The organism is Cryobacterium algoritolerans (assembly GCF_004402785.1).
Classification (GTDB): domain Bacteria; phylum Actinomycetota; class Actinomycetes; order Actinomycetales; family Microbacteriaceae; genus Cryobacterium; species Cryobacterium algoritolerans.
The window spans coordinates 15153-31394 of record NZ_SOFP01000016.1; the positions used below are offsets into that span (position 1 = coordinate 15153).

General features: G+C 65.1%; 14 protein-coding genes and 1 tRNA gene. 10 read left to right on the top strand and 5 right to left on the bottom strand.

The window, feature by feature from the left end; genetic code table 11:
* The first annotated feature begins 10 nt into the window (after positions 1-10).
* From gltX to E3O19_RS03795, 4 genes are all read left to right on the top strand, one after another.
* Positions 11-1531 (top strand): glutamate--tRNA ligase, encoded by a 1521-nt coding sequence (gene gltX, locus E3O19_RS03780; protein WP_134565386.1) that lies wholly within the window; start codon positions 11-13, stop codon positions 1529-1531.
* Positions 1532-1606: 75 nt separating this feature from the next.
* Positions 1607-1678: transfer RNA gene (locus E3O19_RS03785), tRNA-Gln, on the top strand.
* 234 nt (positions 1679-1912) lie between these two features.
* A complete protein-coding gene (locus E3O19_RS18210; RefSeq protein WP_338145065.1) occupies positions 1913-2053 on the top strand; it encodes a helix-turn-helix domain-containing protein in 141 nt (46 codons plus the stop codon).
* A gap of 149 nt (positions 2054-2202) precedes the next feature.
* Positions 2203-2682: a hypothetical protein gene (locus E3O19_RS03795; protein WP_134565388.1), complete on the top strand. Its 480-nt coding sequence runs from the start codon at positions 2203-2205 to the stop codon at positions 2680-2682.
* A 608-nt stretch (positions 2683-3290) separates the two neighbouring features.
* Here E3O19_RS03795 and E3O19_RS03800 read toward each other — a convergent pair.
* On the bottom strand, positions 3291-4997 hold the full coding sequence (locus tag E3O19_RS03800) for a sialidase family protein (protein ID WP_134565390.1): 1707 nt from the start codon (positions 4995-4997) through the stop codon (positions 3291-3293).
* Between the two features lie 515 nt (positions 4998-5512).
* Between E3O19_RS03800 and E3O19_RS03805 the strand changes: the two genes are divergently transcribed.
* A complete protein-coding gene (locus E3O19_RS03805) occupies positions 5513-6388 on the top strand; it encodes a DUF1684 domain-containing protein (RefSeq protein WP_134565392.1) in 876 nt (291 codons plus the stop codon).
* Between the two features lie 220 nt (positions 6389-6608).
* On the opposite strand, the gene E3O19_RS03810 is transcribed toward E3O19_RS03805, so the two are convergent.
* A complete protein-coding gene (locus E3O19_RS03810) occupies positions 6609-6902 on the bottom strand; it encodes a putative quinol monooxygenase (protein WP_134565394.1) in 294 nt (97 codons plus the stop codon).
* Positions 6903-6961: 59 nt separating this feature from the next.
* Positions 6962-7318 (bottom strand): DsrE family protein, encoded by a 357-nt coding sequence (locus E3O19_RS03815; protein ID WP_134565396.1) that lies wholly within the window; start codon positions 7316-7318, stop codon positions 6962-6964.
* A 73-nt stretch (positions 7319-7391) separates the two neighbouring features.
* On the opposite strand from E3O19_RS03815, the gene E3O19_RS03820 reads away from it, so the two are divergent.
* From E3O19_RS03820 to E3O19_RS03840, 4 genes are all read left to right on the top strand, one after another.
* Entirely contained in the window at positions 7392-7946 is a 555-nt protein-coding gene (locus tag E3O19_RS03820) for a TetR/AcrR family transcriptional regulator (protein ID WP_134565398.1), read from the top strand.
* A 157-nt stretch (positions 7947-8103) separates the two neighbouring features.
* Entirely contained in the window at positions 8104-8808 is a 705-nt protein-coding gene (locus tag E3O19_RS03825) for a haloacid dehalogenase type II (RefSeq protein WP_134565400.1), read from the top strand.
* A gap of 251 nt (positions 8809-9059) precedes the next feature.
* Entirely contained in the window at positions 9060-10346 is a 1287-nt protein-coding gene (locus E3O19_RS03835) for a bifunctional alpha/beta hydrolase/OsmC family protein (protein WP_134565403.1), read from the top strand.
* Complete coding sequence (locus E3O19_RS03840; RefSeq protein ID WP_134565405.1) at positions 10343-12196, top strand: glycoside hydrolase family 15 protein; 1854 nt, start codon at positions 10343-10345, stop codon at positions 12194-12196. Before E3O19_RS03835 ends, E3O19_RS03840 begins: the two co-directional genes overlap by 4 nt.
* A 128-nt stretch (positions 12197-12324) precedes the next feature.
* On the opposite strand, the gene E3O19_RS17640 is transcribed toward E3O19_RS03840, so the two are convergent.
* Together E3O19_RS17640 and E3O19_RS03855 are read right to left on the bottom strand one after the other, a co-directional pair.
* Entirely contained in the window at positions 12325-13518 is a 1194-nt protein-coding gene (locus tag E3O19_RS17640) for a DUF6114 domain-containing protein (protein ID WP_277613007.1), read from the bottom strand.
* 126 nt (positions 13519-13644) lie between these two features.
* On the bottom strand, positions 13645-14241 hold the full coding sequence (locus E3O19_RS03855) for a DUF6230 family protein (protein WP_134565409.1): 597 nt from the start codon (positions 14239-14241) through the stop codon (positions 13645-13647).
* Between the two features lie 449 nt (positions 14242-14690).
* On the opposite strand from E3O19_RS03855, the gene E3O19_RS03860 reads away from it, so the two are divergent.
* The gene (locus tag E3O19_RS03860; protein WP_134565411.1) at positions 14691-16208 is read left to right on the top strand and encodes an amino acid permease; all 1518 of its coding nucleotides are present in this window, start codon (positions 14691-14693) and stop codon (positions 16206-16208) included.
* Positions 16209-16242: the final 34 nt, after the last annotated feature.

Consider the following 16242-nt stretch of genomic DNA (forward strand, 5'->3'; position numbering starts at 1 on the left):
TGAGTGGCGTATGTCTACGACACCAGCACACCCATTCTCGACCGCGACCGGCACCGATGTGCGCGTGCGGTTCTGCCCATCTCCCACCGGAACGCCGCACGTCGGCCTGGTGCGCACCGCGATGTTCAACTGGGCCTACGCCCGGCACACCGGCGGCACGTTCATCTTCCGGGTGGAGGACACCGACCCGGCGCGCGACACCGAGGAAAGCTTCGTGCAGCTGCTCGAAGCCCTCCGCTGGCTGCGGCTGGACTGGGACGAGGGCATCGACGTGGGGGGACCGCACGGCCCGTACCGGCAGTCCCAGCGCTACGACATCTACCGTGATGTCATCGCCAGGCTCACAGAGTCCGGCCACATCTACGAGAGCTTCGCCACCGGCGAGGAGATCGAGGCCCGCAACGTTTCGCTCGGGCGCGACGCGAAGCTCGGCTACGACAACTTCGAACGCGACCTGACGGACGCCCAGAAGGCCGCCTACCGTGCGGAGGGGCGCTCCCCGGCGCTCCGGCTCAAGGTACCCACCGAGGACATCACTTTCGATGACCTCGTCCGCGGCGAGATCACCTTCCCGGCCGGCTCATTCAGCGACTTCGTCGTCGTGCGTCCCAACGGGCATCCGCTCTACCCGTTCGTGAACCCGGTCGACGACGCCTTGATGGGCGTGACACACGTTCTCCGGGGCGAGGACCTGCTCTCGTCGACCCCGAGGCAGATCGCGCTGTACCACGCTCTGATCGAGATCGGTCTGACCGACTTCGTGCCGCGCTTCGGCCACCTGCCCTACGTGATGGGCGACAAGAACAAGAAGCTCTCCAAGCGCGACCCCGAGTCGAACCTGTTCCTGCACCGTGAGCGCGGGTTCATCCCTGAGGGTCTCGTCAACTACCTGTCGCTGCTGGGCTGGTCGCTGTCGCACGATCGTGACGTTTTTTCGATCGAGGAGATGGTGGCCGCGTTCGACGTGGTCGACGTCAACCCGAACCCGGCCCGATTCGACCTGAAGAAGGCCGAATCGATCAACGGTGACCACATCCGGCTGCTGGGCGTGGCCGACTTCGCCGCCCGCCTCGTGCCGTACCTGGCCGCCGCTGGGATCGTCACGGAGCCGTTGACTGAGGCCGACCGGGCCATTCTCGAGGCCGGCGCGCCGCTGATTCAGGAACGCATCGCCCTCCTCGGGGAGGCGCCCGGGATGCTCGGGTCGCTCTTCATCGCCGGGGAGGCCCTCGTGCACGAGGCCGACGCACTCGCGTCCCTGCCGGCGAACACCCCGGAGATCCTCGCGGCGTCCAGCGCGGCGCTGCGGGACATCCCCGAGACGGACTGGGCCAACGAACTCGTGCACACGACCCTGGCCGCGACGCTGATCGAGGGGCTCGGGCTTAAGCCGCGGATCGCCTTCGGCCCGCTCCGGGTGGCAGTGTCCGGGCGCAAGGTGTCGCCGCCCCTGTTCGAGTCGATGGAGATCCTCGGCAAGACCGAGTCTCTTGCCCGGCTCGACCGGCTGGCGGCCGTGCGGTCCGTCTGAGCCCAGCGAGTCGGTTTGTCCTCTTCCCGCAGGTACGTTAGAGTTATAAACCGGCCCGCTCTTCGGAATGGGCATTGGGGTATGGTGTAATTGGCAACACGACTGATTCTGGTTCAGTTGTTCTTGGTTCGAGTCCAGGTACCCCAGCTCTGACCCCTGAGTTTCCGCGGAAACCAGGGGTTTTTTCCCATCTCACTGATCACGTCCAGAAGTGCCACTTTGAGTGCCACATTGGCGTCGTGGACGTCGTTCCAGCCTCAGCGGTCGCGGTTGACGCGGCTCACCACGCATTGCTACGGCCGTGCACGGGGTGCCGTGTCGTACCTCACTGTTATGACGGATGAGGACGGGCAGATCATGACCGGGTAACAGGTCGCAGACCTGTTGCAGGTCTCGCCGCGCACGCTCGAAGAATGGCGCCAGATGCGTAGCGGGCCGCCCTGGCGTCGCATGGGGCGCCACGTTCGCTACCTGCGGAGCGAGGTTCTTGCATGGTTCGAGCGCCTCGACGCGCATGTCTAGGCGGCGCCTGGGAGCGGGCGAGGTTGGCACCAAGTAGCTCGGCGTCCGCACGGCGCAGGAAGCGCACCATGAATGACACCAGAGTCTCGGTGGTCTTCATTCCCCGCGGACCCTGCACGGGAGGTTGGCCCTGCCGATAGATTGAGTTCATGCCGGCGATCTTCATCATAAGTCTCGCAATTGTTGTTGCCGTGATCTTGGGGTTGCAGTTGTTACCGGGGGTGCCGCGGCGTCGGGCGGCGGCCCGCGTCTCGGGAGTGGGTATCGTCGTCTCGCTTGCCGGTGTTGCGGGGCTGGGCCTTCATTGTGCTGCGATGTTCAACCGGCCGCTCTTAGAAGCGATTCCTGGTGCCGAGATCGTGGTTCGGCAGATCAGTGAGCTGTCGATGGTGAGTATCCTCTGGTACGTCGTGCCGTCGCTTCTCCTTCTGATTGGGTTGCGGCGCCAGCGCCCGGCTGTGATGGCAGTGCTGGCTGTGCTCTTGGTCGTGGTTGGCGTCACCATGTTCGACGACGGCCCGTTGGCCCTTCACCTCGCCTCAATATTTGCCTTCGTCGTTGTTTTGTCGGCGGTCCTTGCGCTGTTCCTCCTGCCGCCGTGGGATCGCGGGCGGGCATCGCGTGTCTAGCCCGCCGTCCAGGCGTATTGCGTCCGGGCCGGGCAGCGTGAGTGCGACGGGATGACTGTGCCGTTCTCGATGACTTTCGTCACCACGCGGCGTCTCGATCTTGCCGCCATGGTTGTTCGCGGGTTGCGGTGAGCCAGGCTTGGTATCGTGCTGCGATTTCGGCGTCGGTGCGGTCGCCGATCTCGAGTCGGCGCAGTCACCGGTAGGAAACGTTCATCGGCTGGGGGTGGGTGATGAGGTCGAAGACATCGTTGGCGACGCGGCGTTTGAGGCGGCGGTGGTGTCACGGCCGGACAGCCCCTCAGGCGCACGAGGGGAGTCGAGCTGGTTATCCGAAGAGCGACATACCTGTTCAGTTCCTGATGGCGGGCGGCCGGGCGTTTCAGGGACTGCCGGCTCACGTGCGCAGATCGGAACCGAGACTGGGGCGTGTGGTGGCGAGTACCGTGACCAATTTGTTGCCGCCATAGAGACGAGGAGGGCATGGATCTAGTTCATCGTTGCCGATCGGCTCTTGCGGCAGCCGCTGTTTCACCGGCACTTCGGGTGCGGGCGACGGGACAGCTTGGCCGCGGAGCCGACTCGGACCGCCCGGCGCCCTCCCCGTCTCAGGGGGCCGAGGTCCAGCCGAAGATTTCGGTGTTACCGAACGCTGTCGGCGGCGTCTGGCACGGAGAAGGCTTCGAAGTCGGGCTGCCGCTCACGAGGGACTGGCGGAACGCGTCCACGGCGGGGCAGTCGGTCGCGTTCCGGACGTCGTTCCAGACTGTCGAGCCGTAGGTGTTCGAGGCGACTGCGTAGTTGTAGTCGCCGAGGAACTCGGCCGTCAGCGAGTTGGCACTGGACCCGCGGGCGTCACCGCTCGCGCCCCGGTTGGCTTCAACAAGGCTGCCTCCTGCCGGACCACTCAGGACCACGCCTTCCATGGGACGGGCGCTGGCCGTCGTCGTTTGCCACGGCTGGTGCCACGCGTTGTACGTGATGTAGACCTTGGACCCGTCCGGGGCGATCGCGACCGCCGGCTGGTTGGCACGGTCACCCGCGGTGGACACGGCCGTTGCAGGGCTGTAGCTGGCGCCGCGGTTGGCGGAGTAGCTCACGTAGGCCTTCTCATTGTTGAGACCGGCCCGGTCGTCCGACCACCCCAGCACGATGGTGTTCGGTGCCCCGATACCGCTGGGGGCGCCGTTGGCGATGTCGATACTCGGGAACACGTCAGTGCGTGACCCGGCCACGCCGTCGATGGTTGACCGGCCGGTGACGGGGTCAAGCTGGCCGATGCCGGCTGTGGCCATGATGATCTGAGGCCGGGTGAAATTTGCGCCACCGTTGTCCGAGGTCACCTGGAAGAACACGCCGCTGTTCGACTTCTGGTCGAACCCGGACCATACGACGCTGATGCGCCCCGTGCTGTCGGTGCGAATGGCGCATCCCTGCCGCCCGCCCGTCTGCACGTTGTTCGTTGCTGAGGACAACTGGGTGGTGGTCCAACTGTCGCCGCCGTCGGTGGAACGGTGGAACATCACCGGTTCCGGAGCGCCGCCGTTGCTGCGGAAACTGACGTTGCAGACGTACGCGTTGCCGAAGAACGGGCTACTCGCCGCGTTGTCAGCCCACAGCTGTTCCTTGTCACTGAACGTGGCCGAACTCTGCCGGGATACGATAACCGGATCCATCCACGCGTTCGCGTCCCCGGCGGCCGCTGCTGTCACGTTGTCGGTGCGGGACACTGCAATGGCTCCCGTGCCTTTGAACGCCTGGTCGTCACGCGTCGAGCCGAAGTTGGTCGCGATGTTGGAGTAGTACAGCCGCGAGCCAGCGGCCCAGGAGAACTTGCCATTGGCGCCGCGCTTCGGCCCAAAGGCGAGCTCTGCGTCACCGTTGGAGACCAGGCCGTTCTCAAAATACTTCGGCAGTGTCCCGATCGACCCCACGTGGGGAGCACAGGATGCCGGTCCGAGGCAGTCCCTGGCGGTCCAGCCCTGGTAGGTCGGTTGGGTCCAGGTGTGTCCGGAATCGAAGGAGAAATAGACGCCACTCACGCCGACACCGGGAGTGAACGGGCACGATGTGGGCGCGCCGGCGTTGCATGCCTCCATATCGATCTCGTCGTTGGACCCGGCAACTAGGACGTTCGGGCGGGACGCGTCGAGCGCGAGGCCCGGCTCGTTCTGCTTGTTCTGGGAGAAGGGACTTGGCGGACTGCCAACGCTAACCCGGGTGCTCATGTCCGGGCTCGCAGCCGCGGCGATACTGACAGGGAGTGAGGCCACCAGGGCGACGGCTCCGGCAACGAGGAGACGGTGTACACGCATGAGGACCTCCACAGAGTCACGTACATTAATGGATTTGTCGGCGCTAGTATAAGCACTCCGGCAGGTCTCAGTCCAGAGGACGACGAGACTTATCTTAAGGGCTCGCGAAAATGGGGCGCGTGCCTCAAGTCACGTAATTGCTCGCGAAATTGCCCGCCGTCCTGCGGGTGCTGCGGTGGGCTTGTCGGCTGGGTCAGCTGGTCGCCAACGACGGGCTGTTCGCGGGCGACCGCGAGTCGGGCATTGAGCGCTGGTGGGTAGCGGAAGGGACCCGCATGAGCGGCCCAGGGGGCACCGCAGCAGTTCAGTACCGCCTCGGAAATCGGGCCTTCGTCGAGCACTACCTGGCACGCGAGAGCCAATGATCACCCACGAAGACCACTCACCCGCTCGGCCGATAATCCAACGATATGGTCAGGCTCGCGGGGTCGAATGGACCACCCGAAATAAAACGTAGCGGCGGCTGGTTCTGGACCGTGAACCTTCTTGTGACGAAACCGTGTTGGGATGAAACAATGACGCACCCGATCGACCGTGCAATCGGCATCTCCAAGCTCACCGACGGTGAGCCTGAGCCCGACGCACTCGTTGACGCGGCGCGGCGCCAGCGCGCTTCTGCGGTAATTGCTCCCCAGGGGAACCTGGCGCTCATGAATACCCAGTGGATTACCGGTGACGTCGGGGTGAGCCAACCGATCTGGGGTGTCCCTGGCCTGTGGTCGCCTCTGCCGATCGGGTCGTGCGGATTGCTGTTGAGGGCGCCTGCGTCCGACGCGATCCTGGTGGACGATGAGCTTGTCCACGGCGACGTGGTCGTGTCGGGCATGGACGCCGTGTCCCCATCCCGGATTAGGTTCAGCGACACCGTCACGGGAACCGTCATCGCAAACGAGGAGGGAGACCATGCCCTGCGGGTATGGGATGCCGACTCGGAGGCCATCCGTGACTTCCGTGCGATCGAGGCGTTCCCCTATGACCAGGCCTGGGTCGTCGAGGCGAAATTCACTCCGGACGCCGGCACGAGCGATGTCAGCATCGCCTACCTCAAGGAGGAGGGGAAGACTCGTGCGAACACTGTGCCGGGCGAGATCAGCTTCACCCTCGGCGCTGAGGAGCATCGTCTTGTGGTGTACCAGGACGGTCCGAGCTGGTTGCTCGTTTTCGCCGACGCCACTACCGGGGACACAAGCTATAGCGTCGGTCGGTTCCTCCGCGTGGCCCCCGGCTACAAGGGCGCGGTCAGCTTGGACTTCAATCTGGCCTATCTTCCGCCGTGTGCCTTCAGCTACAACTTCAGTTGCCCCATCCCGCCGAAACAAAACCGGCTGGGAATCGCCGTCACTGCGGGAGAGCGGAACGTACTGACCAGGAACAGTGACCTGCTCCACTGACAGCCGGGGATAAGGCGCCGATCTGGTTGGACGCGGTGACGGCCTCAGCCCACCCGCGCGACCGCCATCGTTCCCGGCCCGGGCTGCTCCCTGATAGTTGTGTGCGGGAAAGACCCGCGGTTGCATCTACAGTGGCACCGTGCAGGCTTGGGTTCCGTCACCTCGGACACACAACGGCGCAGAACCGAGGTTTGTGGTCGGTCCTGCGCCGCAGGGTTGATCAGATGTCGCTGGCCGTCTCAAACTGCGAGATTTTCGGAGCGTGGGCCAGGAGCGACCCCAGTTCGGTCGCGCCTGCTCCGGCGCGCCATTCACGGTAGGTCGCATCGGCTTCGACCGAGGCCCAGCGCTCCAGGAGGATGACGTGCGCGGCATTCTCCTTATCAAGGAGCACGTCGACGCCCAGGCAGCCGGCGAATGCGCGGGTCTGGGCGAGGATCTCCCGCAGCATCGCGGGCGCGGCCGCAGTAGCTTCTGGCTTGAGCTGCAGGTCAAGAAAGACGGTGAGGGTCATGAGGGCTCCGAATCGAGTGGGCGGCGGGACGGCGGGTTGAAGCTTAGAAGCTTTAAAACTTAGAAGCTGAGGATCTGGTAACCCTCGAGCACGAGGTTGCGCACGCTCACCTCGCCCTTGTAGTCAGTGAGCAGGTCCCAGCCGCCCAGAGCAACAGCATCGGAGACACCGTGGGAGGTGACGCAGAATCCGCACGCGCCTCGGATGTTGTCCTTGAGCGCCACGGCCAGGGGATTCATCTTGTGGATGGGCGCGGTGATGGCAGCCAACGTTTCAACGCCCGAACCGTCGAACACGACGGTGACGTCATCGCCCGCCTGCTTGAATTCGAGGGCGGTCTTCAGTCCGCGGTAGACGCGTGAAGAGTCGGAGTCGATGGGCTCGTAGATGACGACGGCAATTTTCAAATCTGACATGGTTTGCCTTACGTTCCAGGTAGACCGATCTGGCCACTAGCCACTATACCGATCTGTCTGGTAAAGTCCATCCATGGAATCCACGATTGCACCGCCGTTGCTGAGTGCGCGGACGCGCCTCCTCGCATCGGCCAGTCGCCTTTTCCACGAACATGGCATCAACGCCACGGGAATCGATCTCGTCGTTCGTGACGCGGGGGTGGCGAAGGCCAGTCTCTACAACAACTTCGCCGGCAAGGAAGCACTCGTGGTGGCGTACCTGGAACAGGAGCTGGGCGGCTGGGTGCGGAATGTTCACGCCCTGGACTATCCGTTGGCGCCGCCGCGGCAGCGGGTGGCGGCCCTGTTCGAGGCACTGGCGCTCTCGGTCGAATCAAACAGGTTTTACGGCTGTCCGTTCACCAACGCGGTGATCGAGCTGCCGGAGTGCGTGAGTGTGCGCACGGTCGCGGAACGCTACCGTGCGGTCGTTCGCGCGCACATCGCCGATATCACCGGAGAGGATGCCGCCTCCACGACGGTCTCACGCCTTGTTCTGCTCTACGACGCGGCCATCACGGCGGCGAAGGTCGGCCGCGACGCCGCTCTGGTTCGCGAAGCGAGCACCATGGCGCAGGAACTTGTTTAGGCGTTCACCAGAATGCAGACGAACCGATGAAGGTCTCAGACGCGTCGCTCACCGCCATCCGCGCGGACGGTCGCGAACCGATGTCCATGACGCACGGCGCCTGGTCTGAACTGAATACTATTCATGCATCACCTGCGCCAACCTCAGAGGACCCGCTATGACTAATCGCACGCCGTCAGTGATCGTTTTCGATGTCAACGAAACACTCTCGGACATGTCACCCCTGAAGGCCCGCTTCGTCGCGGTCGGCGCACCGGCCCACCTCGCTCGGACCTGGTTCGCCGCGTTACTCAGGGACGGATTCGCCCTCGCCGCCGCCGGTGGAACCACAAAATTCTCGGTGATCGGCTCCCACCTCCTGCGGGAGATGCTCCGCGACGTCACCCTGACCCGCAGCCTCGACGATGCCGTGAACCACATCATGGACGGCTTCGCAGCGTTGAACCTGCACCCGGACATTCCAGACGGTATCCGCGCGCTGAAACGTGCGGGAGTGCGCCTCGTGACTCTCTCCAACGGGTCCGCGGAGGTGGCCCGGACCTTGCTGACCAGGGCCGAACTCGTAAACGAATTCGAAGCCTTGCTCACGGTGGAGGACGCGCCGGCATGGAAACCGGTTCGGTCCGCCTACCACTACGCCGCGGATGCCTGTGGGGTCCAACCGGCCGACATCCTGTTGATCGCCGTCCACCCCTGGGACATCCACGGTGCAGCCCAGGCGGGTCTGCGCACCGGGTGGTTGAACCGCACCAACGCGACCTACCCCCGCTACTTCGCGGCACCGGACTACACGGCCAGCACGCTGAGCGAACTTGCCATCCAGCTCGGACACGACGGAGGGAGCGCGGCCCATGAAGATTGAGCTACTCCACATCGGCGACTGCCCCAACTGGAAAGAAGCCGGTCAGTAGGTGTTGGCCACGAAGATCGCGGCCGGTTGGCTGGAACAGGCCGACGCGTTCCCGGACCCAGGACCCAGGCCCCAGGCCCCAGGCCCCAGGACCCAGGACCCAGGACCCAGGACCCAGGACCCAGGACCCTGGCCCCAGGACCCGCGCGTAAGGGAGCGAGCCCTCAGCCCCCGGCCAAGGATCACCGACAGAGACGGAAGCCATGAGCAGGCGGAGCGAGAGACTGGAATTCCCCGGATCGCAAGGGTCGCCACTGGCAGCGCGGCTGGACGTCCCGGACTCGATACCCCGAGCGTATGCCCTGTTCGCGCACTGCTTCACCTGCACTAAAGATGTGGTTGCGGCCGCCCGGATCTCCCGAGCCCTGACCGACTTCGGAATTGCGGTCCTTCGATTCGACTTCACGGGTCTGGGCCAGTCCGGGGGCGACTTCGCCAACACCAACTTCAGCTCCAACATTGAGGATCTTGCCCACGCCGCCGATTTTCTGCGCAAGAACTTTGCGGCACCATCGCTTCTTATCGGGCACTCGCTGGGCGGGGCTGCCGTGCTCGCCGTCACCCACCGCATCCCCGAAGTGCGGGCTGTGGCGACGATCGGGGCTCCGGCCGATCCCGACCACCTCGCCCATCTCCTACTCGAGAACCGTGCCGAGATCCAAGCCCGTGGAGAGGCTGAAGTGCAACTGGCCGGTCGCACGTTCCGCATCCGCCGGCAGTTCCTCGACGACATCGCCGCCCAACCTCAGGCCCAACGCATCCGCAACCTGGGTGCGGCCCTGCTCGTCATGCACTCACCGGTCGATACCACCGTCGACGCGGACAACGCGCGGCGCATCTACGATTCCGCCCGGCACCCCAAGTCCTTCGTCGCACTCGACGGCGCCGACCATCTGCTGACCAAACCCGCCGATGCCACCTTCGCGGCAGGGATGCTCGCCACCTGGGCAAGCCGCTACGCGTTCGACCCGATCCCGGAGCCGATCGTTCCCTCGCCAGCGGCAGATCCGGCCGAAGGACTGGTCGTGGTGTCCGAAAGCGGCACGGGCACCTTCGCCCAGAGCGTCTCGATCGGCCGGCACCGGCTCACCGCCGATGAGCCCGAACCGATCGGCACCGACACCGGCCCGTCACCGTATGACTTCCTCCTGGCGGGGTTGGGCGCGTGCACATCGATGACGGTGCGGATGTACGCCGAGCGCAAGAAGTGGCCACTAAAGAAGGTCACCGTGACGCTCCGACACTCCCGAATCCACGCGCAGGACTGCGCGGACTGCGACACCGAAATCGGACAGGTGGACCGGATCGAACGGGTCATCCGTTTCGACGGCGACCTCGACGACAGCCAGCGCCAGCGGCTGCGCGAAATCGCCGACAAGTGCCCCGTGCACCGAACCCTGCACTCAGAAGTCATCATCGACACGATCGTCTCTCCAGCCGGCGAAGGCGCGCGAGCCCCAGAGTCAGTCGTCGCGGAAGGAATCGTATGAGTGACCTCCCGATCGCCGACCACGCGCTGCTCTCGGATCGGCACTCGGCCGCCCTGGCGACCCGGGACGGTTCGATCGTCTGGCTCTGCTTTCCCCGGTTCGACAGCGAATCCGTGTTTGCGTCAATCCTGGACGACGATGCCGGGCACTGGTCGATCCGGCCCACCGCGCCGAGCACGTCAACCCGCTCCTACGTGGCTGGAACGATGGCCCTACAGACCACCTTCCACACCGATGAGGGCACCCTCGAACTACTCGACGCCCTCGAGCTGGGGGACGGGACCGATCCACACCGCCTCGGCGAAAACGCCCCGCATTCCCTTCTCCGCGGCGTTCGCTGCACCAGCGGTCAGGTCACCGTCGAGATGGTCTGCCGACCTCGCCCCGAATACGGGCTGGTGGTCCCGGTCTTTGCGGAGATCGATTCCGGCGTCGTCGCCACGGGCGGGTCGGGCCGGCTCACCCTGTCGCTTCCCTCCCCTGCGATGGGCCTGGGCGGGGAGATCCGGGTCCGGTTCACTCTCGAGGCGGGGCAGCACCGGTATTTTGCCCTGCAGCGCACGCGTCTCGGCGAGCCACTGCCTGGTGCCTATGGCCAGGATGAGATCGCGGCCGGCTTGGCGGCCACGACCGCGAGTTGGCAGGAGTGGTCGGCGATCCACCAAAGCTATGACGGGCCGTGGCGGGAGCTGGTTCATCACTCGGGACGGGTGCTACAGGCGCTGAGCTACCAGCCCACCGGTGCGATCGTGGCCGCCGCCACAACCTCCCTGCCCGAGGAAATCGGCGGTGAACGCAACTGGGACTACCGCTACTCCTGGGTACGCGACGCCAGTTTCACCATGAAAGCCCTCTGGATTGCGGCCTGCCCGGACGAAGCCCACGAATTCTTCGACTTCATGACGGCGGCCGCCGCGAACTCGCGCCCCGAGCGTCATCTGCAGGTCATGTTCGGCATCGGCGGCGAACATGACCTGTCCGAACGGTTCCTCCCGCAACTGACCGGGTGGCGGGGGAGCGGCCCCGTGCGGGTCGGAAACGGAGCGTGGGATCAACCGCAACTCGATGTCTACGGCGAACTCCTCGACGCGGCGTTCCGGCTTCGAGGGCAACTCGGGGAAATCGAACCGGCCACGCGAACCTTCCTGATCGCCCTCGCCGACGCCGCCGCAAGCCAGTGGCAGCAGCCGGACAACGGCATCTGGGAGGTCCGTGGTGCCCCACGCCACTTCCTCTACTCGAAACTGATGTGCTGGGTGGCGCTCGACCGGGCACTCGCCATGGCCGAGCAGCTGAACGCAACCGATCGAATCGCAAAGTGGTCGGCGACGGCCGCTCAGATTCGCGCCGCCATCCTCGCGAAGGGATGGAACGAGGAGGTCGGTGCTTTCACTCAATCCTTCGATTCGCCCGAGCTGGACGCGGCGGCACTGATGCTTCCGATCGTCGGGTTCCTCCCGGCCTCCGATCCACGTGTGCTCGCCACTGTGGACGCCATCATCGAGCGGCTCACGGACGCCCGAGGGCTGGTCTATCGGTACCAAACCGACACCGGTGTCGACGGCCTGAACGGAAACGAGGGCACCTTCCTGCTCTGCACATTCTGGCTCGCCCATGTGCTCGCCGCCGGAGGCCGGTCCGGTGAGGCCCGAGAGGTGTTCGAGCGAGCCGTGAGCCACGTCAACGACGTCGGCCTGCTCGCCGAGGAGATTGACTCGGTGACGGGCGAACAACTGGGCAACTTTCCCCAGGCATTCAGCCACGTCGGGCTGATCAATGCCGCGTGGGCCATCGATTTGGCCGAGAGCGGCTACCCGGCCGACGAGGGAACACCAGCCGACGCCCCGTAGCCGAGGATGTCGCTATGCGTCTCAATCCCAACCCGTTCGCGAATGCGTTCCTTTTCCCCATCGTGGCCCCCCTGATCCTGGCGGCTCGTGTTTCCTGAGCTCCGTCGCACGGAGGGGGTGGTTCGCGGTCAGCCGACCGACATCGCGGCACCGGTCAACGTCGCTGTCGCGCTCGTCACGGTGAGCAGCCCGATGGTCGCGCTCGTCAGCGACGGAAGGTCGACGCCCAGCGGCGGCGGGGTCGACGGCTCGAAGCTGACCGGGGTGCCGTCAGCGAGACTCCCGGAAAGCGACGTGCAGTACATCGTCACGGGCCCGCCCAGGATTACTTTCGTCGCGTTAGTAACGGGAATCCCTGCAGCGGGATTTGTCGAGTCGAGCGAAAAGGCGTCCAGCACGACACGGTCGGCGGTGATCTTGAGCGCCGCTCGGGTTGAGCCGTCCGCGAGCATTAACGCCACGGTTTCGATGTAGCGCGCGCCCTCGAGGGTGACGGCTGTGCTGCGCAGCCTGGCCCCGGTGATCGCGGCAACCGGCGCCCCTTGATCGATGACCAAGGGGGGCACTGTAGTCGGCGGAGTGACGGGCGGGGCGGCGGCCGTCGGCGCCTGGGGCGCCGGGGTTGCAGCGGGAGTGGCTGTCGGAGCTGGAGTCGGAGTCGGAGTCGGAGTGGAAGTAGGAGCCGGACTCGCCGTCGAGGCCGGTGCCGGGACAGAGGTCGGAGGCGGCGATGACACCGCCGCCGCAGGCACAGTCGGATTCGGGGTCGTGACGCTGGAGACCGCGAAGGACGGGCCAGCGGCCAGACCGGTGGACGCCGCGCCGAGGAGCACCGCGAGGGCAACGATGGTGAGCGCGTGTCCCTGCCACCGGCGGGCAACGAGGTCGGCCAGGTCGTTCACTCCGGCGTCATCCGCGGGTTCGAGGGACTCCATGGCCGAGGTGCGTCGCGGCATCCAGGACACGGCCATGACTCCGCCGGCAACACCGAGGAGGGTTCCGATGAAGAATCCGCCGAGGTTGACGCCGACGAGTGCGTAGATCGAGAAGGCGAGCGACATGACCCCGTAGAACATGCGGTGCGCCGGCATCACGATGATGAGAACACCGAGAGTCACCAGTGCGATCGGCAGGATCATTGCCTGCATCCCCTCGATGCCTACCTGTATCCGGATGTTGCCGAGATCCAATTGCCCTGAGAAAAGCATTTCGATTCCCGAGATCACAATCAGGAGACCGCCCATGGTTGGCCGGCTCCGGTACCACCGGCCGGACCTGGAACCCACGTTCGGTCCATCCGAGCCTGCTGCGGCCGTCTTCATCCCGCGTCGAAATGTGATCACCCGATTGATTCCTTTACTGTGGTGGTGGAGAGCCGCAGGTGCCGACCCGCCAGGATGGCGTGATCGGCACCCCGGCGAACGGAATGACTTCTTATGCGTGTCGCGTTAGAAACACTTTGTTCCGTTGGTGATCTGCATGTGCAGGCCGTTCAGGGCGAACGTGCCCGCCTGGGTGCTCCAAGCCGTCTGCTTGAGGCCAGTGATGGTGATGTGGTCAGCGTCCTGGGCGAAGTCGCCCACACTGCCCTTGGCGCTGGTGTTGACCTTGGAAGCGTCGACACCGATCCGGATGTTGGTGAAGGTCGCATCACCCTGGAGGTCCGTCATTCCGAGCTGCAGTGCGCTGGCCTGGGCGGGGTTACCCCCGCCGCCCGCCTTGATGAGCAGGCCGAGCGTGCCAAGCGGTGTCACGCTGACGACCGACTGGCACAGATCCGTCAGTGAGGCCGAACCGATGTTCGCGATCGCGACAGGATGCATGGTCTTACCGTCAGCGGCCACGGCAACGCCCGCGTACTGCGAGAAGCCGGTCCCGTCGAGCTTGCTCGCACCGATCTGGAACTGGCTGCCCGACACCGCGAACGCGACGGGGACGGCGCCTTGTGCGACGCCCGTCATCAGGACGCCCATGACGAGTGTGACGGGGATGACGGCGAGGGTGATTCGACCTGCCCTGGACTGCGTGAGCTTCTTGAACTTCATGGATCCTCCTTGACACATGAGTGTGCGGGCGACTTCGGTATCGCCCTGGTGCAGAATATTCAAGGTATTATCGAACTGTCAATAAGGATCGGGATGATTGCCGCGAACGGGGGGTATGCGCTCTCCACGCCGCCGGGCCTCGGCTGGCGACGGTCACCCGGTCGGTCGGTGGCTCCCGCGAGTCGGAGTGGAACAACGGTGCACATTTTCCCGTCGAACAGTCGACATCTGTTGAGCGGAGGTTGGCTCGGGGCAAGTGAGCGACCGGTTGGGAACCCCTCGTTCGGGTCACGCCCGAGTTGGTCCTCCAGCTGCCCGTAATTACGCCCCCTAGTGTTGCAACCTCAGTTCCGAGTTGTACCGGTCGTCACATTCGTGGAGACCCCAGCCGGTTGACGTGGTCGTCCGCTGAACGGCTGCGTCTGTGCCGTGATGAGGAAAGAAGACCCATGCCTGATCAGAACGACGCGGTTAGCGTAAGCGCGCACACCGGGGCCACGAGGCACACTGGATCGGAAACGACCACGACAAGTGCCACGGCCCCGCACCTCGACCCCCCGCTCGCGCGGTCGCTCAGCCGCCGCCACATTCAGATGCTCGCTATCGGCGGAACCATCGGCACCGGCCTGTTCATGGGGGCAGGCAAGACGATCTCCCTTGCTGGTCCGGCCGTCATCTTCGTCTACACGATCATCGGCTTCATGCTCTTCTTCGTGATGCGAGCGATGGGCGAGATCCTGCTCTCCAACCTCAACTACAAGTCCTTCAGCGACTTCGCCGGCGACCTGCTTGGGCCGTGGGCAAGCTTCTTCACCGGTTGGTCATACTGGGCCTTCTGGGTCGTCACCGGGGTAGCCGACATTGTGGCGATCTCCGGCTACGTCAACGTCCTGGCTCCGGGCACGCCGCTGTGGATCCCCGCGCTGCTCACGCCCGTCGTCCTGATCCTGCTCAACCTGCCGAGCGTGAAGGCCTTCGGCGAGGCCGAGTTCTGGTTCGCCCTGGTCAAGGTGCTCGCCATCCTCGCCCTCATTGTCACCGGCGTTGTGATGATCGCCACCCACTTCACGTCGCCCTCCGGCGCCGTCGCCGGCCTGGAGAACATCTGGAATGACGGTGGGATGTTCCCCCACGGCGCAGCGGGCTTCGTGCTCGGCTTCCAGATCGCCATTTTTGCCTTCGCGGGCATCGAGCTCGTAGGCACCGCGGCCGCCGAGACGAAGGATCCCGAGAAGAACCTGCCCCGTGCCATCAACACCATCCCGGTGCGGCTGCTCCTTTTCTATGTGGGCGCACTGGTGATCATCATGGCCGTCAACCCCTGGCGCACGATCGACCCCGGCAGCAGCCCGTTCATCGGCATGTTCACCCTGGCCGGCCTGGGCGTCGCAGCCATCGTCATCAACCTGGTCGTGCTCACCTCCGCTGCGTCCAGCGCCAACTCGGGTATCTACTCGACCTCGCGCATGGTCTACGGCCTGGCCCAGGACGGCAACGCCCCGCGGTCCTTCGGCAGGCTCAGCAGCCGCAGGGTGCCCCAGAACGCCCTGCTGTTCTCCTGCATCTTCCTGCTCGCCGGAGTGGTGCTGCTGTACACGGGCGATTCGTTCATGGGCGCCTTCACGTTCGTCACCTCGGTCGCTTCCGTGCTGACCATGTTCGTCTGGTCCATCATCATGGTCAGCTATCTCGCGTTCCTCCGGCGGCGTCCTCACCTGCACGCCGCGTCGAAGTACCGGATGCCCGGTGCCCGGTTCATGCCCTGGGTCGTGCTGGCATTCTTCGCCTTCATGCTCTGGGCACTCGGCCAGGCCGATGACACGCGCCTGGCACTCATCGTCGCCCCGATCTGGTTCCTCGCGCTCGGCATCGCCTGGTACGTGAACCGCAGGGCCCCTCTGCAGCAGGCTCGGGTCGAGGAGTGGAAGGCCGAGGCGCGCGCGGAGAAGGCCGCCCTCGTTCGCTAGCCCAGCCGCCGACCACGCGGCCTCTCTCCGCCGG